Source organism: Streptomyces sp. Isolate_45, from assembly GCF_024721315.2.
Taxonomy (GTDB): Bacteria; Actinomycetota; Actinomycetes; order Streptomycetales; family Streptomycetaceae; genus Streptomyces.
Genome location: NZ_JANFAK020000022.1, coordinates 1 through 20,640, shown reverse-complemented (window position 1 = coordinate 20,640; position 20,640 = coordinate 1). Strand labels below are relative to the sequence as shown.

9 protein-coding genes are annotated in these 20,640 nt (G+C 75.3%); all 9 read left to right on the top strand.

All coding sequences use genetic code 11. The features are described 5' to 3' along the window. The first annotated feature begins 23 nt into the window (after positions 1-23). The 9 genes from NOD94_RS10135 to NOD94_RS10095 all read left to right on the top strand — a co-directional run bounded on the left by NOD94_RS10135 (position 24) and on the right by NOD94_RS10095 (position 20,395). Entirely contained in the window at positions 24-1,103 is a 1,080-nt protein-coding gene (locus NOD94_RS10135) for a TauD/TfdA family dioxygenase (protein WP_281205470.1), read from the top strand. Positions 1,104-1,108: 5 nt separating this feature from the next. Next, positions 1,109-2,971 (top strand): non-ribosomal peptide synthetase, encoded by a 1,863-nt coding sequence (locus tag NOD94_RS10130; RefSeq protein ID WP_281205469.1) that lies wholly within the window; start codon positions 1,109-1,111, stop codon positions 2,969-2,971. Between the two features lie 13 nt (positions 2,972-2,984). Then, complete coding sequence (locus NOD94_RS10125) at positions 2,985-8,315, top strand: condensation domain-containing protein (RefSeq protein WP_281205468.1); 5,331 nt, start codon at positions 2,985-2,987, stop codon at positions 8,313-8,315. 271 nt (positions 8,316-8,586) lie between these two features. Next, positions 8,587-15,780: a non-ribosomal peptide synthetase gene (locus NOD94_RS10120; RefSeq protein ID WP_281205467.1), complete on the top strand. Its 7,194-nt coding sequence runs from the start codon at positions 8,587-8,589 to the stop codon at positions 15,778-15,780. Continuing rightward, positions 15,777-15,983 (top strand): MbtH family protein, encoded by a 207-nt coding sequence (locus NOD94_RS10115; RefSeq protein ID WP_281205466.1) that lies wholly within the window; start codon positions 15,777-15,779, stop codon positions 15,981-15,983. The genes NOD94_RS10120 and NOD94_RS10115 overlap by 4 nt, the downstream gene beginning before the upstream one ends. Before the next feature lie 190 nt (positions 15,984-16,173). Next, the gene (locus tag NOD94_RS10110) at positions 16,174-16,602 is read left to right on the top strand and encodes a methylaspartate mutase (protein WP_281205493.1); all 429 of its coding nucleotides are present in this window, start codon (positions 16,174-16,176) and stop codon (positions 16,600-16,602) included. Beyond that, positions 16,599-17,969, top strand: a complete 1,371-nt coding sequence (locus NOD94_RS10105; RefSeq protein ID WP_281205465.1) for a methylaspartate mutase — start codon at positions 16,599-16,601, stop codon at positions 17,967-17,969. Before NOD94_RS10110 ends, NOD94_RS10105 begins: the two co-directional genes overlap by 4 nt. 135 nt (positions 17,970-18,104) lie before the next feature. After that, on the top strand, positions 18,105-19,088 hold the full coding sequence (locus NOD94_RS10100) for an asparagine synthetase A (protein ID WP_281205464.1): 984 nt from the start codon (positions 18,105-18,107) through the stop codon (positions 19,086-19,088). Further along, on the top strand, positions 19,085-20,395 hold the full coding sequence (locus NOD94_RS10095) for a glutamate synthase-related protein (RefSeq protein ID WP_281205463.1): 1,311 nt from the start codon (positions 19,085-19,087) through the stop codon (positions 20,393-20,395). The genes NOD94_RS10100 and NOD94_RS10095 overlap by 4 nt, the downstream gene beginning before the upstream one ends. Positions 20,396-20,640: the final 245 nt, after the last annotated feature.

Here is a 20,640-nt window from a genome sequence, read left to right as displayed (position 1 = left end):
CTCCGCATCCCAAGGGACGTCCCATGACCACCACGCACACCGAAGCACCCACGGCGCCCGCGGCTATCGCGCCCTCCGGCACCGGCACCGGCACCGGCATCAGTCCGATCCGTGAGCCCGGCAAGCCCGTCGTCGTGCACACCCCGGCCGGACTCGGTCTCGCCGCTTCCGTCGCCTGGCTGACCGAGCACCGGGTGGCGATCCAGGCGGAGTTGCTCCGTAGCGGGGCCGTCCTGCTGCGCGGGCTGCCCGTCGAGGACGCGGCCTCGTTCGCCGCCGCCCGGGACGCCCTGATCGAACGGCGCGCCGGCTACAAGGAGAAGGCCACCCCGCGCACCGACTTCGGGGAGGGCGTGTTCTCCTCGACCGACCTGCCCGCCGTGCAACCGATCCGACTGCACAACGAGAACAGTTACACCCTCGACTTCCCCGGCGTCCTGCTCTTCGGCTGCGTGACCGCCCCCGAGGAAGGCGGCGCCACCACCGTCGGCGACATGCGCGAGGCCCTGCGGCTGCTGCCCCCGGAGCTGGTCCGGCGGTTCGAGCGGGCCGGCTGGCTCCTCGTACGGAACTACTCGGAACTGGCCGGGCTGCCCTGGTACAAGACCTTCGCGACCGAGGACAAGGCGGTGGCGCAGGCGTACTGCGAGGAGAACACGATCGGCTACGAGTGGACCGACGAAGGCGACTCGATGATCACCCGGCAGCGCCGGTCCGCGATCGTCACCCACCCGGTGACGGGCGAGCGGACCTGGTTCAACCACTTCGCCTTCTGGAACAGCCGCACCCTCGACCCCGACGTCCGCGAAGTGCTGCTGGACACCTACGGGGAGGACGGGCTGCCGTTCAACACCTACCTGGGTGACGGCTCCCGACTCACCGATGCCGAGGTCGACGCGGTCAACGCCGTCTACGACCGGGTCACCGTACGGGAGACCTGGCGGACGGGCGACCTGATGATCGTCGACAACATCCTCTGCGCGCACGGCCGCGAGGCCTACCGGGGCGACCGGAAGATCCTCGTCGCGATGGGCGAGCCGGTCGCGTTGGCCGACTGCGCTCCCGCCACCCAGCCGTCCACCAGCGTCCACACCGGGGAGTGAGCGCCGTGACCGCCGTACTTCCCGAGCGTGCCCGCCTCCACCCGGCCCCCGGAGCCGTGCCGGACCTGCTGGAGCGGCTCGCCCAGGCCCCCGCCGGCCGGACCGCCGTCGTGGCGGGCGGGGACGAGCTGACCTTCGGCGCGCTGCGCGCGAGAGCCATGCGGTTCGCCGACCGGCTGACCGCGCGCGGCATCGGCCCGGAGAGCGTGGTCGCGCTGTGCCTGCCGCGCGGCGCGGACCTGGTGGTGGCACTGATCGGCACCCTGACAGCAGGGGCCGCGTACCTGCCGGTGGACCCCAAGTTGCCTGCTGAACGCCGGAGTTACCTCATCGAGGACGCGGGCGCCGACCTGGTCGTCACGGCCGGGAAGGGCGAGGCGTCGACGGCAGGGGTTGCGCCGCACCTGCCGGTGGCCGACCTGTCGGCGCCGGGCCCGGAGCTGCCGTACGTCCCGGTCGCCGTCGGCTCCGACACCCTCGCCTACGTCATCTACACCTCCGGCTCCACCGGCCGCCCCAAGGGCGTCGAGATCGGCCGGGCGGCCGTCTCCGCGCTGCTGGCCGAGCTGGAGGACGCGGGCATCGCGGTGACGGACGGCGGCCGGGTCGGCTGGAACGCCTCGCCGTCCTTCGACGCCTCCGTCCAGCAGTGGGTGCGGCTGTGCCGGGGCGACACCCTGGTGATGATCGACGAGGAGACCCGCGCGGACCCGACGCTGCTGGCCCGGTTCGTCGACGAGCAGGCCCTGACCGACCTGGACATCACCCCGTCGCACGCCGAACCGCTGCTGGACCTGCTCGGCGCGGACGGCGGGCCCCGCCCGCTGACCCTGCTGGTCGGCGGGGAGGCCGTCAGCCCCGCGCTGTGGCGGCGCCTGGGCGCCCTGGGCGCGCGCGGGGTGCTGCGCACCGTGAACCTGTACGGGCCGACCGAGTGCACGGTGGACGCCACCGCGGGCTGGATCGGTCCCGACGGCGAACCGCACATCGGGCGGGTGCTGCCGGGGCTGCGGACGCGGGTCCTGGACGCGGCACTGAACCCGGTGCCGGAGGGCGGCAGCGGCGAGCTGTACCTGGCGGGGCCGCGCGTGGGCCGCGGCTACCGCGGGCGGCCGGCGCTGACGGCGGAACGGTTCCTCCCGGACCGGGCGGGCCCCGACGAGGCCGACGGCGGCGCTGACGGGGCGAGCGGCGCGGGCGGGGCCCGCATGTACCGCACGGGTGACCTCGTCCGGGTGCTGCCCGAGGGGCGGCTGGCCTACCTGGGCCGCGCCGACGGGCAGGTCAAGCTGCGCGGCCACCGGATCGAGCTCCGTGAGGTCGAGGCGGCGTTGGCCGCGACCCCGGGGGTCGCCGAGGCGGTCGTCGTGCTGCACCCGGAGGTGCACGGGGCGCCCGGCCTGGTGGCCTACCACCGGGGCAGCGGCGGCGCCGTCGCCGAGGCGGACCTTCGGGCCCACCTGGGGGCCGCCCTCCCGGCCTACATGGTTCCGGCGCTGTTCGTGGCCCTGGACCGGTTCCCGACCACCGTCAACGGCAAGGTCGACCGGGCGGCGCTGCCCGCCCCGGTCACCGCCGGGCCCGTCGTCCCGGCCGGGGAGGACGGAGCCCCCGACGGGCTGAGCGCCTCGCAGCAGCTGATCGCGAAGGTCTGGGCCACCGTGCTCGGCGCCCCGCGCATCGGTCCCGACGACAACTTCTTCAAGCTCGGGGGCCATTCACTGCTCGCGATCAAACTGGTCTCGCGGGTCCGCGCCGAACTCGGTGTCGCCCTGCCCGTGAAGGCCGTCTACGCCAACCCGCGCCTGCGGGACCTGGCCGCCCACATCGACACGCTCGTCGCGGCCACCGCGAGCCAGGACCGTTGAGGACGCCGAGGACATGACCGTGATCCCGTTGTCGTACGCGCAGCGCCGGCTGTGGTTCCTGGGCCGGCTGCACGGCCCGTCCGCCGCCTACAACGCGCCGGTCGTCCTGCACCTGGACGCCGACCCGGCCGCCGACGCGCCGGTCGGTTCGCCGGCCGGGCCGCCGGTCGACGCGCTGGCCGACGCCCTGGCCGACGTCGTGGAGCGGCACGAGGTGCTGCGCACGGTGCTGCCCGCCGGCGCGGACGCGGAGCCGTACCAGCTGGTGCTGGCGGCGGCCGACGTGCCCCGGCTGGCCGTCGAGGACTGCGCGGACGGCGCACGGGACGCGCGGGTCGCCGCCTTCGTCCGGGAGACGTTCGACGTCACCTGCCAACCACCCCTGCGCGCACGGCTGTTCCGCTCCGGTGACGGCGTCGGGGTGCTGGTCCTGCTGATCCACCACGTGGCGACCGACGGCTGGTCCGTGCGGCCGCTGCTGCGGGACCTCGCGCGGGCCCACCGGGCCCGGCTGGCCGGGCGGGCCCCCGACTGGGAGCCGCTGCCCGTCCAGTACGCCGACTACGCGCTGTGGCAGCACGAGGCGCTCGGCGACCCCGAGGACCCCGACGGTGCGGCCGGGGAGCAGCTGGCCTACTGGCGGGACGCCCTGAAGGGCGCTCCGCCGGTCCTCACCCTGCCCGCGGACCGGTCCCGTCCGGCCGAGCCGTCGGGGCGCGGCGGCACGGTGACCGGTCGGCTCGACGCTCCGGCGCACGGCGCGCTCCTCGCGCTGGCCCGTGCCCGGCGCGCGACGGCGACGATGGTGGTGCGGGCGGCCCTCGCGGCGGCCCTGTCGGCGGCGGGGGCGGGTGAGGACGTGGTGATCGGCACGCCCGTCGCGGGCCGCCCCGAGGAGGACCTGCGCGAACTCGTCGGCTTCTTCGTCAACTCGCTGCCGCTGCGCACCGATCTGTCGGGCGACCCGTCCGCCGCGGAGCTGGTGGACCGGGTCCGGGACGCGGACCTGGCCGCGTACGAGCACCAGGAACTCCCCTTCGACCTGCTGGTGGAGAAGCTGAGCCCGGAGCGGGCGCTGGGCCACCACCCCTTCTTCCAGACGATGTTGACCGTGGAGGCGGATGCGGCCGGCTCCGCGCCGGTGGACCTGGGCGGGGGCCTCGTCGGTCGGCTCGCCGCTGTCGGCCTGGGCACGGCGAAGTTCGACCTGACCTGGTACTGCGCCCAGCGGCACACCCCGGACGGGCGGCCGGACGGCATCGATGTCGCCCTGCAGTACGCGGGTGACCTCTTCGACGAGGACACGGCCCGGCTGCTGCTGGAACTTTTCGTGCGGACGCTCGACGCCTTCGGGTGGACCCCCGACGCGCGGCTCCGCGAGCTGGGGCCGGCGACGTCCGAGGAGGCGCGGGCGCTGGCAGGACGGCCGCGGACCACCGCCGCGGCGCCCGCCCCGGTGGCCGCCGCCGGGGCGCGTCGGGAGGCACTGGCGCCCCGGGAGGAAATCCTGTGCGGGCTGTTCGCCGAGGTGCTCGGCCGGCCCGGGCTCGACGCCGACGCCAACTTCTTCCGCAGCGGCGGCCATTCGCTGCTCGCGAGCAAACTCGTCAACCGGATCCGGGGCGCGCTCGGCGTCGAGGCGGGCATCCGCGACCTGTTCCTCGCCCCGACACCGGCCGCGCTGCACCGGCGGCTGGCCGGGCGCGTCGGGGCCGCCGCCGCCCGCCCCGCGCTGGTGGCGGTACCGGTCGGGAAGCGGCCGGAGCGGCTCCCGCTGTCCGCGGCGCAGCGTTCGCTGTGGCTGCTGGGCCGGATCGAGGGCCCGTCGGCGACGTACAACGCGCCACTGGTGCTGCGGCTGGAGGGAGTTCCCGGGGCGGCGGCGCTGGGGGCCGCGCTGGGCGACGTACTGGCTCGGCACGAGGTGCTGCGCACCGTGTACGGGGAGGAGGACGGGCAGCCGTACCAGCGGGTGCTGGAGGCGCCCGGGGAGCTGCTGGAGGTGGACGATTGCGCGCCGGATGCGTTGGAGGGCCTCGTCGCGGGCTTCGGCCGGGAGTCCTTCGACCTGGCGGCGCGGGTTCCCGTGCGGGCCCGGCTGCTGCGGCCCGGGGACGGCACCTCGGTGCTGGTGCTGCTGCTCCACCACATCGCCACCGACGGCTGGTCCCTGGCGCCGCTGCTGCGGGACCTGGCCGAGGCGTACGGGGCGCGCGGCGCGGGGCGGGCGCCGACCTGGCGGGCCCTGCCGGTCCAGTACGCCGACTACGCCCTGTGGCAACGGGAGTTGCTGGCGGAGCCGGCGGCTCTGCTGGCGCACTGGAGGGCGGCCCTGGAGGGACTGCCCGAGCGGACCGCGCTGCCCGCCGACCGGCCGCGGCCGGCCGAACCGTCGGGGCGGGCCGCGACGGTGTCGGCGGCCCTGGAGGAGGACGCGCACCGGGCGCTGGCATCGCTGGCCCGGGAGCGGCGGGCCAGCCTGTTCATGGTGGTCCGCTCGGCCCTGGCCGCCGCGCTGTCCGCCGCGGGGGCGGGTGAGGACCTGGCGATCGGGACCCCGGCGGCGGGCCGTTCCGACGAGGACCTCCACGACCTCGTGGGCTGCTTCGTGAACTCCCTGGTGCTGCGCACCGACCTGTCGGGCGATCCGTCGGCGTCGGAGCTGGTCGATCGGGTCCGCGACGCGGACCTGGCGGCCTTCGACCACCAGGACCTGCCGTTCGACGTGCTGGTGGAGCAACTGGCCGGACGGCGAAGGGCGTTGGGCGAGCACCCCTTCTTCCAGGTGATGCTGACCGTCGGGCAGGCCGATGCGGGCCGGGTGCAGCTCGGCGGGATCACCGGCCGGGCGGGTAGCACCGATCTGGGCGCGGCCCGGTTCGACCTGTCCTTCCACTGTGCGGAGCGGCGCGCCCCCGACGGCGGACCGGGCGGGCTGGACGTCCTGGTGCAGTACGCGGGCGACCTGTACGAGGAGGACACGGCCCGACTGCTGCTGGACCTGTTCGTGCGGGCCCTGCGCGCCTTCGGGCGGAACCCCGGGAGGCGGCTCGGCGCGCTGGAGCTGCTGCGGGAGCCGGAGCGGCAGGCCCTGGAGGAGCGGCGGGCCGCGCTGGAACGGCACGAACGGGACCTGCGGGAGGCCGGGGCCGCAGCCCGCGGCGCGGGCGGCCCGGGCCGGGTGTCGTCCCCCCGGGAGGAGATCCTCTGCGGGCTGTTCGCGCAGGTACTGGGCCGCGAACGGATGGCGGCGGACGCCAACTTCTTCAAGTCGGGCGGGCATTCCCTGCTGGCCAGCCGGCTGATGAACCGGATCCGTACGGTCCTCGGCGTCGAGGCCGGGATCCGCGACCTGTTCCTCGCGCCGACCCCGGCGGCCCTGCACCGGCGCCTCGGCGACGCCGCCGCGGGCGGCCCGGCTCGACTCGCGCCGGTCGCCCTCGCGGACCGGCCGGAGCGGCTGCCGTTGTCGTACGCGCAGCGCCGCCTGTGGTTCGTGGACCAGCTGGAGGGCCCGTCCGCGACCTACAACATCGCGCTGGTACGGGAGTTGGATCGGCCGCTGGACCCGGCGGCGCTCGCCGGGGCGCTGGCCGATGTGGCGGCGCGGCACGAGGTGCTGCGCACGGTGTACGGGGCGGAGGGCGGTGAGCCGTACCAGCGGATCCTGGAGGGGGCGCGGCCCCAGTTGGAGCTGGCGCGCCCGGCGGACCTCGCGGCGGCCGTGGACGAGGCGGCCGCGGAGGTCTTCGACCTGACGCGTGACCTGCCGCTGCGGGCCCGCCTGTTCCTCCCCGACGGCGACGGACCGCAGACCCTGGTGCTGCTCCTGCACCACATCGCGGCCGACGGCTGGTCCACGGGACCGCTCCTCGCGGACCTGGCCGCCGCCTACGAGGCCCGGCTGGCCGCAACCGCGCCCGACTGGGAGCCGCTGCCGGTGCAGTACGCCGACTACACGCTGTGGGAGCGGGCCGGCCTCGACGCCGGAACCGCGACCGGGCACTGGCGCACGGCGCTGGCGGGGCTGCCGCCGCTGATCGACCTGCCGACGCAGCGGCCCCGGCCCGCCGTCCCCTCGGGGCGCGGCGCGGTCACCGGGTTCACCGTGGACGCGGACACGCACCGGCGGCTGCTGCGGATCGCGCACGCCCGGGGGGCCACCCTGTTCATGGTGGTGCAGGCGGCCCTGGCCGCCGCGCTGGCCCGAACCGGGGCGGGCGACGACCTCGCGGTCGGCACGACGGTCGCGGGCCGCGGCGACGACGCCCTGTCCGGCCTGGTCGGCTTCTTCGTGAACACCCTGGTGCTGCGCACCGACGTGTCGGGCGATCCGAGGTTCGGGGACCTGGTGGACCGGGTCCGGGAGGCGGACCTGGCGGCGTACGCGCACCAGGACCTGCCCTTCGACCTGCTGGTGGAGGCCCTCAACCCGCACCGCTCCTCGGCCCATCACCCGCTGGTCCAGGTGATGCTCCAGGTGAACCCGGCGCCGGCCGGTCCACCGGCGGGTCCGCTCGCGGGCACGGAACGGTCGTTCGCCGCGCGGACCGCGAAGTCGGACCTCACCTTCGCCCTCACCGAGCGGGACGGGGGCGGGCTGTCCGGGGTGCTGGAGTACGCCACGGACCTGTACGAGCCCTCGGGCGCGGGCCGGCTCGCGGCGCTGCTGGTGTCGGCGCTGGAGCTGTTCGCGGCCGATCCGGAACGGCGGGTGTCGAGCCTCGCGGCCCCGGCGGACCGGCGGGCTCCGCGTCCGCTCGTCGGGGGTTACCCGATCGACCTGGCCCGGGTCGAGGCGGTCCTCTCGGCGCATCCGGAGGTCGGCGGGGCGCGGGCCCGGGTGGCGGACGGCCGGCTCCTCGCGGAGGTCACCGCGGCCGGTGGGACGGTGACGGAGGCCGAGCTCCAGGCCTGGGCGGCGGAACGCCTGCCGGAGTACGAGGTCCCGGCGGCGGTACGGGTCCCGGGCGAGCCGGCCGGCGCGACGGGCCCCGGCAGGGGCGCCGACGCGGAGGGCACGGCGGGCACGGCGGCCACCGCCGAGGACCCGGCCGTCGGGGCGCGGGCCGCCGCGCTGCTGCGGCTCTTCGCGGAGGTCCTGGAACGGCAGGTCGGACCGGACGACAACTTCTTCAAGGCCGGCGGCCACTCCCTGCTCGCCGTACGCCTGGTGAACCGGGTCCGCGCGGAGCTGGGCCACGAGCTCACCCTCCGCGACGTCTTCCGCCACCCCACCCCGGGCCGCCTCGCGAGCCTCCTGGCCACGACGTCCCCCGCCCCGGCGGCGCCCGCACCCGCCCTGCGCCGCCGCACGCACGCGGGGAGCCGGGTGCGGAGCTGAGGGACCGGGCCGATCCGGCCCGTCCGGGCCGTCGGTCCTCCGTGTCCCGTGTCGTGGCCGCCCGTGACCGCGGGCGGCCACCACGCGTTCCCGGGTCGGTGGCGTTCCGGTCCGGCCCGGCCGCCCGACCGGCGCGCGGCGGCAGTCGGGGGCGGCAGCCGGCGGCGTAGGGAGCTGCCGGAGCGACTGCCTTCCGGGGAGGTCGGGGGTGCCTAGCGTGGGGGCACGGAGTCCGCTACCGCTCCCGATCCCCTCGCCTGGAGGCCCCGCGATGCCCTCGACCGCCCCCACCGCCTCCGCCGTCCTGGACGGCGGCCCGGCGATCAGTCCGGCACCCGGCGTACTCGACCGGATCGCCGCTCAGGACCCCGAGCGGACCGCGCTGGTGCACGGCGAGCGGCGCATGACGTACGGACAGTTGGCGTTGGCGGTGGCCGTGCGCGCCGACGAGCTGGCCGCCGGCGGGGCCGGTCCGGGTCGGCTGGTGGCCGTCCACCGGCCCCGGGGCATCGACGCGGTCGTGGGGCTGCTCGCCGCCCTGCGGACCGGCGCCGGCTACCTGCCGCTGGATCCCGCGGCCCCGGCCGCCCGGAACGCGGCGATCCTCGCCGATTGCACGGGGCGCGAATTGGAGCTCGCCGATGGCGAGTTCACCCTTCCGGGCGCCCGGGTCCCCGAGGGGACCGCCTACGTGATCCACACCTCCGGGTCGACGGGCACCCCGAACGGCGTGGTCGTCGGGCACGGGGCGCTGGCCGGGTTCGTGGCGGGGGCGAGCGTCCGGTACGGGATCGTCCCCGGGGACCGGGTGCTGCAGTTCGCCCCGCTGCACTTCGACGCGAGCGTCGAGGAGGTCTTCCTGACCCTGGGGTCGGGCGCCGCGCTCGTACTGCGCGACGAGGACATGCTCGACGTCCCCGGACTCCTCGCCGGCTGCGCCGCGCACGGGGTGACGGTCCTCGACCTGCCGACCGCGTACTGGCACGAACTGGCCCACGCCCTGTCCACCGGGATCGCCGAACTGCCCCGGAGCCTGCGGACGGTGGTCATCGGCGGTGAGGCCGCGCTCCCCGAGCGGGTCGCGCAGTGGTGCGCGGCGGTGGATCCGGAGCGGGTCCGGCTGTTGAACACGTACGGGCCGACCGAGGCCACCGTCGTGGCGACCGTCGCCGACCTGTCCCGGTACGCGGGCGGTCCGGTGCCGATCGGCGCGCCGCTGCCCGGGGTGCGCGCGGCCGTGGTCGACGGGGAGCTGTGGCTGCTGGGCGGCGGCCTCGCCGAGGGCTATCTGGGCCGACCGGAGTTGACCCGGGAGCGGTTCACGACGCTGGGCACGGAACGCGCGTACCGCACCGGGGACCTGGTCCACGTACGGCCGGACGGCCTGCTGGGGTTCCGGGGGCGGGCGGACGACGAGGTGAAGATCAACGGGCACCGGGTGGACCCGGCGTCCGTGGAGTCGGTGCTGACCGCGCACCCCGGGGTGCGCGAGGCGGCCGTGGTGGCGCGGGAGACGGCGGACGGGGTGCGGCTGCTGGCGGCGTACGTGGTCGCCGACGGCGGGGTGGAGGCGCGGGAGCTCCGCGAGCGGGTCCGGGCCCAGTTGCCGGCAGCGGCCGTGCCGGGCACGGTGACGCTGGTGGAGTCGCTGCCCCGGACCTCCTCCGGGAAGATCGACCGCAAGGCGCTGCGGGGCACGTCGGTTCCGGAACTGCCCACCCCCAGAGAGGTGTTCGACGGGGTGGTGCTGCCCGCCGAGGAGCGGGTACCGCTGTCGTACGCGCAGCGCAGGCTGTGGTTCCTGGCCTCGCTGGAGGGACCCTCGGCGACCTACAACCTGCCGGTGGTACTGCGCCTGGACGCCGTCCCGGACCGGGCCGTCCTCGCCGCGGCCCTCGCCGACGTGGTGGAACGGCACGAGGTGCTGCGGACGGTGTACCCGACCGTGGACTCGGAGCCGTACCAGCACGTGCTTCCCTCCCCGCCGGTGGAGCTGACCGTGCGGCCGTGCGCGGCGGGTGAACTGGCCGACCTGGTGGCCGGGTTCACCGCGACCACCTTCGACCTGGCGACTCAGCTCCCGCTCCGCGCGGCCCTGTTCGTACCGGGCGACGGATCGGCGACCCTGGCGTTGCTGACCCATCACATCGCCACCGACGGCTGGTCGGTGGGCCCGCTGCTGCGCGACCTGGGCGAGGCGTACACGGCCCGGCTGGCCGGGTCCGCGCCCGACCGGGAGCCGCTCCCGGTGCAGTACGCCGACTACACCCTGTGGCAGCGGGAGCTGCTGGAGGAGCCCGGGGGCCTGGTGGAGCACTGGCGGGCCGCCCTGGCCGGCATGCCGGGCGTACTGGACCTGCCGACGGACCGGCCCCGACCCGCCGAGCCCGGCGGCGGGGGTGCGACGCTCGTCGCCCGTCTGGACGCGGAGGCGCACCGGCGGCTGGTGGCGCTGGCCGGGGAACGCGGCGCCAGCCTGCTCATGGTGGTGCAGCCCGCCCTCGCGCTGGCCCTGGCGTCGGCCGGCGCCGGAACCGACATCGCCATCGGCACCCCGGTGGCGGGCCGGGCCGACGAGGCCCTGAACGACCTGGTCGGCTTCTTCGTGAACACCCTGGTCCTGCGCACCGACGTCTCGGGCGACGCCTCGTACGCGGAGCTGGTGGACCGGGCGAGGGAGGCGGACCTGGCCGCTTACGCGCACCAGGAGTTGCCCTTCGACCTGCTGGTGGAGCACCTGCGACCGGAGCGGACGTCGGCCGTCAACCCGTTCTTCCAGGTGATGCTGACCGCGCAGGAGGCCACCGACGCGGAAGCCGCCGGGGCCGCGGGGGCGGCGGACGGCGGCCCGTTGTCGGGCCGGTTCGTCGAACCGGGTCTGGAGGTGGCCAAGTTCGACCTCAGCGCCTCCTGCGTGGAACGCGCGGACGGCGGGCTGGAGGTGTGGTGGCAGTACGCGGTGGACCTGTTCGACCCGGAGACCGCGCAGCTGCTGCTGGACCTGTTCGTACGGGCCCTCGCGCGGGCCGCCGCCGACCCCGACGCCCGGCCGGGCGCCCGCCCGCTGCCGACGCCCGAGGAGGAGGCGCTCCTGGCCGGGCTCCGGGAGCGGCCGCCCGTGGAGCGGGCCGCGGAAACCGCCGCCCCCGCCACGCACTCCCCCGCCGAGGAGCTGCTGTGCACGCTGTTCGGCGAGGTCATCGGACTCCCCGGGCCCGTGGCCCCGGACGCCAACTTCTTCTCGGAGGGCGGCCATTCGATGATGGGGATCCGCCTGGTGAACCGCATCCGCGCGACGCTCGGGGTGCAGGCGCGGATCCGCGACCTGTTCCTCGACCCGACACCCGCCGGCCTCGCGCGACGGCTCCTCGCCGACCCGGACGCGCAGGCCGGCCCACCGGACGGGACGGGTCAGGCGAACGGTTCGGGCCCGGCGGACGGGAGCGGGCCGGCCCCGCACCCCGCCCGGCAGGACCGGCCCGCCGCCCGGCCCGCGCCGACCGCCGTGCCGCCCGAGCTCCGTCCCGAGCGGATCCCGCTGTCGTACGCGCAGCGCCGGCTGTGGTTCGTGGACCAGTTGGAGGGGCCGAGCCGCTCGTACAACATCCCGTTCGTACTGCGGCCGGACCGGCCGCTGGAGCCCGCGGCCCTCACCGAGGCGCTGGCCGACGTCGCGCAGCGGCACGAGGTGCTGCGGACCGTGTACCCGGCGGTGGACGGGCAGCCGTACCAGCGGGTGCGCGCGGGGGCCCGGCCGGTGCTGGAGCGGGTGACCGTACCGGGGGACGGTCCGGCACCCGGACCGCACGACCCGCCGCACCACGCGCTGGAGGCGGCCGTCGACGCGGCGGCCGGTCACGTCTTCGACCTGGCGGCCGAACTGCCCTTCCGGGCCACGCTGATCAACTGCGGGACCGGTCAGGTCCTGGTGGTACTGGTCCACCACATCGCCGCCGACGGCTGGTCCGCCGGGCCGCTGCTCGACGACCTGACCACGGCCTACGAGGCCCGACTGGTCGGGAGCGCCCCCGACTGGGAGCCGCTGCCGGTGCAGTACGCCGACTACACCCTGTGGGAGCGTGCCGCACTGGACGGCGAGGCCGCCGCCGAACACGTCGCCTTCTGGAAGGAGACCCTCGCCGACGCGCCGCCCGTCCTGGAGCTCACCGGCGCCCGGACCCGCCCCGCCGAAGCCTCGCACCGGGGCGCGGCGGCCCCGCTGGCCGTGGACGCCGCCACGCACGCCCGGCTGGAACGCCTGGCCCTGGAGCACGGGGCCACCTTGTTCACGGTGGTGCAGGCGGCCTTCGCGGCCACCCTCACCCGGCACGGCGCCGGCACCGACCTGCCGCTGGGCACGGTCGTGGCCGGTCGCGACGACGAGGCCCTCGACGACCTGGTCGGCTTCTTCGTCAACACGCTCGCCCTGCGCTGCGACACCTCCGGAGACCCCCGGTTCACCGAGCTGCTCGGCCGGGTCCGGGACACCGCCTACGCGGCGTACGCCCACGCCGAGCTGCCCTTCGACCTGGTCGTCGAGCAGCTGAACCCGGTACGGTCCACCGCACACCACCCCCTGGTCCAGGCGGTCGTCCAGGTCCAGCCGGCCGAGGCGGGCCCGCCCCGCGCGACGGCCCTGGCCGGGACCGCGGTCGGCACGGCCTCCGGGTTCACCAAGTTCGACCTCACGCTGTCGCTGCGCGAGACACGGGACGCGGACGGCGCTCCGGGCGGACTCGACGGCGTGCTGGAGTACGCCACGGACCTGTACGACGGGCCCACGGCGGGCGTGCTGGCCGGGCACGTGGCGCGGACGCTGCGGGCCGTGGCCCGGGACCCGGAGCAGCGGATCGGGGACGTACGGCTGCTGTCCGCCGAGGAGGAGCACCGGCTGGTCGTCGAGTACAACGACACGGCCGCTCCCCGGGCGGCGTGCGGGCTGGTGCACGAGCGGTTCGCGGCGCAGGCCCGGCGCACGCCGCGGCGGACCGCCGTCTCGTACGGGGAGGAGAGCCTGCGGTACGACGAGCTCGACGCGCGCGCCAACGTGCTGGCCCACCGGCTGATCGAGGCGGGCGTGGGCCGGGACGGTGCGGTGGGGCTGCTGTTGGAGCGCACCCCGCACCTGCTGGTCGCGGCGCTGGCGGTGCTCAAGTGCGGGGCCGCGTACGTACCGCTGGACCCGCGGCTGCCCGAGGCGCGGGTGGACATGGTCATGGAGGACGTGGGCGCGCGGGTGTTGCTCGTCGGTGAGGCCCAGGCCGACCTACCGGCCGTGCGCGCACAACTCGCCGCCGGCGTGCGTGTGTTGTCGGTGGACACACCGGTGTCGGGCCATCCGACGACGGATCCGGGCGTGCCGGTCGGCGAGGACGCGTTGATGTACGTGATGTTCACCTCGGGCTCCACGGGCCGCCCCAAGGGCGTCGGGGTCACCCACCGCAACGTGGTGGACCTGGTCACCGACCGCTGCTGGGACCTGGCCAACCACCGTCGGATGCTGGTCCATTCGGCGATCGGCTTCGACGCCTCGACCTACGAGCTGTGGGTGCCGCTGCTGAACGGCGGGCAACTGGTGATCGCGCCCGGGGACGGTACCGACGTCGCGGAGCTGGACCGGGCGATCCGCGGCAACGAGGTCACCGCCGCCTACTTCACGATGGGCCTGTTCCACATCATGGCGGACGAGGGCCTCGACACCCTCAAGCTCCTCGACGAGGTGTGGACCGGAGGGGACGTGGCCTCCCCGAGCGCGCTCCAGCGCGTGCTGGAACACTGCCCCGACACGGTGCTCGTCCACTCCTACGGGCCGACCGAGACCACCTTCGCCTCGCACCGACAACGGTTCCCGCTCACCGAGCGGGAGGTCCGCGGCGTGTACCTGGGCGCGGCCCTCGACAACACCCGCGCCCACGTACTGGACGGGCGGCTGCGCCCGGTGCCCGTCGGGGTCCCCGGCGAGCTGTACCTGTCCGGCAGCCAGGTGGCCCGCGGTTACGTCGGCCGGCCGGGGCTGACGGCCGAACGGTTCCTTCCGGACCCGTTCGCGGCGGACGGCAGCCGCATGTACCGCACGGGCGACCTGGCGCACTGGACGCCCGGCGGCGAACTGCGCTTCATCGGGCGGGCCGACGGCCAGGTCAAACTGCGCGGGTTCCGCATCGAGCCCGGCGAGATCGAGGAGACCCTCGCCCGGCACCCGGGCGTCGGGCAGGTCGCCGTCGCGGTCCGCGAGGACGGTCCCGGCGGCAAGCGGCTCGTGGCGTACGCCGTGCCCCGCGCCGGGCACACCCTGACCGGGCCGGGGCTGCTGCGCTGGGCGGCCGACGAGCTGCCCGAGCACATGGTGCCCTCGGCGGCGGTGCTGCTCGACGCGATCCCGCTCACCGTCAACGGCAAGCCCGACCGGGCGGCCCTGCCGGCGCCCGCGCCGGCCGTGCGGGGCGGCGGGCGGGCGGCCCGTACCCCGCGCGAGGAGGTGTTGTGCTCCCTGTTCGCCGAGGTGCTGGGTCTGGAACGGGTCGGCATCGACGACAACTTCTTCGCCCTGGGGGGTCATTCGCTGCTCGGGGTGCGGCTGGTGAGCCGGATGCGGACCGTCCTCGGCCTGGAGCTCGGGGTCCGGGACCTGTTCCGTACGCCGACGGTCGCCGGTCTCCTCGGTGACGAACCCTCCGGCTTCGACCCGATGGGGGTGTTGCTGCCGCTGAGCACCCGGGGCGCGGAGCGGCCGCTGTTCTGCCTCCACCCGGGGACGGGCGTCGGCTGGCCGTACGCCGGTCTGGCCCGCCACCTCGGGCCCGACCAGCCGCTGTACGCGGTCCAGGCGCGGGCGCTGAGCGAGCTGGGGCACTCCCCCGGGTCCGTCGAGGAGATGGTGGACGACTACCTGCCGCTGATCCGCGGGATCCAGCCGCACGGGCCGTACCGCTTCCTCGGCTGGTCCTTCGGCGGCACGGTCGCCCACGCGCTGGCGGTGCACCTCGCCGAGTTGGGGGAACGCACCGACCTGCTGGTCATGATGGACGTGCACCTGCTGCCGACGGAGCCCGAGCGGCGCCGGATGACGCCGGCGCAGAAGCGGGACATGCTCGTCGGCGACGCCACCGACGAGCCCGAGGACGCCCCCTTCGACGTGGACGCGCTCATCGGGCTGGTCCGACTGAAGGACCCGGTCCTCGGTGCCTTCTCCGACGCGGAGATCCGCTCGGTGATCGGCGCCTCCATCAACCACGCCGAAATCATGAACCTGTACGCCCCGCGCCCGGTCGCCACCGATCTCCTGTTCCTGGCGGCCCTGGAGGACGGGGAAACCGAAAACACCCTCGCCCAGCATTGGATTCCCTATGTGGAGGGCCGGGTGGAGAACCATCTGATCGGTGTTCCGCACACCAGGATGGGCGAACCGGAACCACTTGCGATGATCGGCCGTATCCTTTCCGAGAAATTGAGGAGTCTGTCATGACCAATCCTTTCGACGACACCGAGGGCACCTTCCGCGTCGTGGTCAACGCCGAGGGGCAGCACGCCCTGTGGCCGGTGTTCGCCGAGGTCCCGGGCGGCTGGGAGATCGTGTGGGGCGAGGGGTCCCGGGCGGACGCACTCGCCTACGTGGAGCGGAGCTGGACCGACATCCGCCCCCGGAGCCTGGTCGCCCAGTACTCCTGAACGAAATCGCGCACCCGATTCCCGGACCGAAATGGTCGTGCCCCGCACCGCGGGGCACGACCATTTCCCTTTGCCCCGCCGGCCCGTGCCCGCGCCGCCGGCACCCGGCCGGAATTCCCCGATACTGCCGCCACAACTTCCCCTCGGCGGTCCGGTCGCTTTCTATATTCTCGGTATGCGACGACGGAATATGGACATCCTGCTGAGCGGTACGGCATCGGATTCCCACACTTGGAACCTGGTCTACCTCCAGCTGTTCCTGGAGGAGCTCGGGCACCGGGTTGACAACCTCGGCCCCTGCGTCCCGGACGACCTGCTGACCGGAGCCTGCGCCACCGACGGGCCGGCCCGGCCGGACCTCCTGGTGATCAGCAGCGTCAACGGTCACGGCTACCGCGACGGGTTGGGCGCCGTGCGGGCCGTGCGGCGGGCCGGTCTGACCCTGCCGGTCGTCATCGGCGGCAAACTGGGCGTCGCCGGGGTGGCGGACCCCGAGCAGCGCGGTCGCCTCCTCGACGCCGGTTGTGACGCCGTCTTCGACGACGGGAACGTGGCCGCGCTGCGGGACTACCTCACCACGCTCACCGTCGGCCGGTCCGTCCCGCGGGCCGTGGCATGACCGGCGGCGCCGCCCTGCTGGCCCCCGGGGTGCAGCGGGAGCCGGGCGCCCCGGAACCCGACGCCTCCTTCGGGGGCTTCGTGGCCCGCGCCGCCGCCGCCGGACAGCTCGTCGTGCAGCCCCGCATGGGGTTCGGCGACCCGCGCCGGATGCGGGCCGGGCTGGAACGCACGAAGGGCGCCGTCGCCACCACCGTCGGCACCCTCACCATCGACAGCTACACCCGGGTCGGGGACGTCGCCGCGGCGCGGGCCGCCGTGGCCGAGGGCAGCGCCCTCAACGGCTACCCGATCACCACCCACCCCGTCGAACTGACCCGGTCCCTGCTGGACGGGCTGGCCGGCCCGGGGTTCCCCGTCCAGGTCCGGCACGGCTCCTCACGGCCCGAGGCCATCGTGCGGGCTCTGGCGGCCGCCGGACTCGACGCCACCGAGGGGGGACCGGTCTCGTACTGCCTGCCCTACGGCCGCACCCCCCTCGCCGAGTCCGTGGAGAACTGGGCCCGTTGCTGCGAACTCCTGGCCGCGCTGGCACCCGCGCCCCGGGTACCGCACCTGGAGAGCTTCGGGGGCTGCATGCTCGGGCAGCTCTGCCCTCCCGGGCTGCTGGTGGCGCTGAGCCTGCTGGAGGGGATGTTCTTCGTCCGCCACGGCATCCGCAGCGTCTCCCTCAGCTACGCCCAACAGACCGACCCCGCGCAGGACGCGGAGGCCGTCCGGGCGCTGCGCCGACTCGCCGGGGAGTTCCTGCCCGCCGGGGTGGACCGGCACGTGGTGCTCTACACGTACATGGGGGTCTTCCCGCGGACGGCCCGGGGCGCCACCCGGCTGCTGGAGGCCTCGGCGCGGCTCGCCGTACGGTCCGGGGCGCAGCGGCTGATCGTGAAGACGGCCGCCGAGGCGTACCGGATCCCGACGGTGCTGGAGAACGTACGGGCGCTGGAGACGGCCGCGGCGACGGCGGCGCTGCAGGAACGCCCGGACTCCCCGGGCGGTGGGCCGTCGGCCCCCGGTGACGGCGCCACCGACGACGCCGCCGGCGCCGACAGCGAGGTGTACCGGGAGGCCCGGGCCTTCGTGGAAGCGGTGCTGGAGCTGGACGAGGACCTCGGACGCGCGCTGCGGACCGCGTTCGCGCGGGGCGTGCTGGACGTCCCGTACTGCCTGCACCCGGACAACGCGGGCCGATCGCGCAGTTTCGTCGACGCGGGCGGCCGGCTGCGCTGGTCCGAGACGGGCTCGATGCCGGCGGCCGCCCGTACGGCCCCCCGCGCGGGGGTTTCCGCCCCGGCCATGACCTCGGACGGACTGCTCGCCGCCGTGCACGGGGTGGCCCTGCGCTACGACGCACCGGACGACGGGGAGTGAACGGGCCCCGGGCGGCGGGCCCGCAGGGCCCGACCCACCCGGCCATCCGACCACCCGGCCACCCGGCCACCCGGCCACCAGGCCACCCGGCCTCCCACCCACCGACCAATGACCCACAGACCGACAGGAGTCGACATGGAGCTTCGGACCCCTCCCCCGCTCGGTGAGCACCTGCGTTCGCCGGAACTGCGCTCCGCGATGCTGGTGCAGCAGGAAGTCCTGCACGCGGCAAGGGAGTTCCTGCGCGGTGAGGACTTCGTGGAGTTGCTGCCGCCGCTGATCGGCCCGGTGACCGATCCGGGCGGACGCGGCGCGAAGGCCCTCGACGTGGACTACTACGGGCAGCCGTACAAGTTGATGACGAGCGCGATCCTCTACAAGCAGGCCTCGCTCAAGGGCTTCCCCCGGCTGTTCTACATCGCCCCGAACGTCCGGGTGGAGCCGCCGGAGACCGCGTCCACGGGCCGGCACCTGGTGGAGTTCCACCAGATCGACGTGGAACTGGCGGCCGGCACCCGGCGCGACGCCCAGGAGCTCGCGGCCGGGCTGCTGACGCACGTGGTGCGTCACGTGTGGGCGACGCTCCCGCACGTGTTGCGCGAACTCGGGCGGGACGAGCTGGAGTTCGCGGAGCTGCGGCAGGGGAAGTTCGACTCCTTGACGCACGCGGAGGCCGTGGCGAGGCTGCTGGCCCGGGGCCACGCCCAGAGCCCGGACGCGGAGATCGATTGGGCGGGCGAACGGATCCTCTCCCTGGAGGCCGACCGACCGTTCTTCGTCAACGACTACCCGAAGGGTTCGCGCGGGTTCTACGACCGCGAGGACCGCGAACACCCCGGCGTCCTGAGGAACTTCGACCTGATCGCGCACGGCGGGTTCGGCGAGCTGGTCAGCGGCAGCGAGCGGGAGAACGACTACGCGACGATCGTGACCCGGATGCGGGAGAGCGGCGAGAACCCGGCCAAGTACGCCTGGTACCTGGAACTGGCCCGCGAGGGCATCGAGGGCAGCGCCGGCTTCGGGATGGGCCTCCAGCGCCTCGTCCGGTTCCTGACCGGCCTGGACGCCCTGTGGCAGGTCAGCGCCTACCCGAAGCTGCCGGGGGTGATCGCCCCGTGAGCGCCGCGTTGGAGGCGGCCGGGTTCCCGGCGGAGGCCGTACGGGCCCGGGCGCGGGCGGGGACGGCCGAGGTCTTCCCCGCCGCCGACGGCTACGGGACACGGTTGTTCGGTGCCGCGCCCGAACCGCACGGCCGGGACGGGTCCGGTGCGGGCCCGGCACCCGACGGGCAGGGCGGCGACTGGCTGGACTCGCTGCGCCTCGCCCCGCCGGTGTTCATGCCGAGGCGGCTGGAGAAGCTGATCGACCTGGGCCGGGAGCCCTCGTACGAGGACGTGGACCTGCGCACCCCCGTGGGCGGCTTCGCCTCACGACTGCCCCTCTACCTCTCGGCGTTCGGCTCCACCCGGGCGGGCAGCGGGGACCTCGGCGTGGCCGCGGCCCGGCAGGCCGCACGACTCGGCATCCCGATGGTGATCGGCGAGAACATGGTTCCGGTGCACGGCTACGGCAGCCGCTCGGCGCTGCTGGAGCGGGTCACGGCGTACGCGGAAGACCTCGCGGACGGGGTCGGCGGGGTGGTGGTGCAGCAGTCCACCGAGGACGCCGACTCCGAGGTGTGGAACCTCCTCTACAGCGATCCGGGCTCCCGCCCCCTGCGGGACTCCGGGCGGCTCGGCTTCGAGCTGAAGACCGGCCAGGGCGCGAAGCCGGGGCTCGGCGGGATGACGGTGGTCGACGCGGCCGAGGCCGAGCGGCTGGCCGGGCGGTTCGCCGTGCGGGACCTGCTGGGCGAGCCCGCCGGGCGCCGGCTGCGGTCCGCGACCCCCGGGACCTTCACCGAGGAGATCCTGCGCCAGCAGCTGCGGTTCATGCGGAACAACTTCCCGCTGGCCCGGACCTGGGTGAAGTTCCACCCGGGCCGTGACATCGCCCGGGCCGCCACGACGGCCTGGGCGGCGGGCGCCGACGCGGTCACCGTCGACGGCGCCGAGGGCGGCACCGGCTGGGCGCCGAGGGTGTTCCTGGACCGGGCCGGGCTGCCCCTCGGGGAGTGCCTGCGCAGGATCGAACGCCCCTCCGGGGCCCACCTGTTGGCGTCGGGTCGGATGTGGGAGGGCGGCCGCGCCGTGCGGGCCCTGGCACTGGGCGCGACGGCGGTGGGACTCGGCCGGGCGGCCCTGCTCGCGGTGGACGAGGACCCTCGCGAGGGCCTGGTCCGGCTGGTGGACGCCCTCGCCCTTGAGGCCCGGCTGCTGATCAGCGCCGTCGGTCAGTACCGGCCGGCCGACCTGACCCCCGAGGACCTGTGGTCACCCCTGGATCCCGCCCCGGCGGCCCCGCTCCCCGTCGGCGGCCCGGTGTGAGCGGCCGCCCGCCCCGGGGCCCGGCCGACGTCGCGGGCCGAGCCGTCGCGCCCGGCCGGCGGGGTGGACTCGTGCGGGCCCGCTTCCGGCTCGGTGAACTCCCCGGGGTCACCGTTCGCCCCGGGCCGGCCGGCCGGGTGGCGGGCCCCGCCGCCCGCCGGGCCCTGACCACATCGGAAGAGCGTCGTGTACGGCAAGACTGTTCCAGCAAGTGTAGATATAGGTGGTCGCCGTTTAATTAAAAA

Bases quoted from the DNA above. Each gene is read 5' to 3' on its own strand.
- NOD94_RS10135 (WP_281205470.1), top strand. From the start codon at position 24: ATGACCACCACGCACACCGAAGCACCCACGGCGCCCGCGGCTATCGCG.
- NOD94_RS10125 (WP_281205468.1), top strand. From the start codon at position 2,985: ATGACCGTGATCCCGTTGTCGTACGCGCAGCGCCGGCTGTGGTTCCTG.
- NOD94_RS10120 (WP_281205467.1), top strand. From the start codon at position 8,587: ATGCCCTCGACCGCCCCCACCGCCTCCGCCGTCCTGGACGGCGGCCCG.
- NOD94_RS10115 (WP_281205466.1), top strand. From the start codon at position 15,777: ATGACCAATCCTTTCGACGACACCGAGGGCACCTTCCGCGTCGTGGTC.
- NOD94_RS10110 (WP_281205493.1), top strand. From the start codon at position 16,174: ATGGACATCCTGCTGAGCGGTACGGCATCGGATTCCCACACTTGGAAC.
- NOD94_RS10105 (WP_281205465.1), top strand. From the start codon at position 16,599: ATGACCGGCGGCGCCGCCCTGCTGGCCCCCGGGGTGCAGCGGGAGCCG.
- NOD94_RS10100 (WP_281205464.1), top strand. From the start codon at position 18,105: ATGGAGCTTCGGACCCCTCCCCCGCTCGGTGAGCACCTGCGTTCGCCG.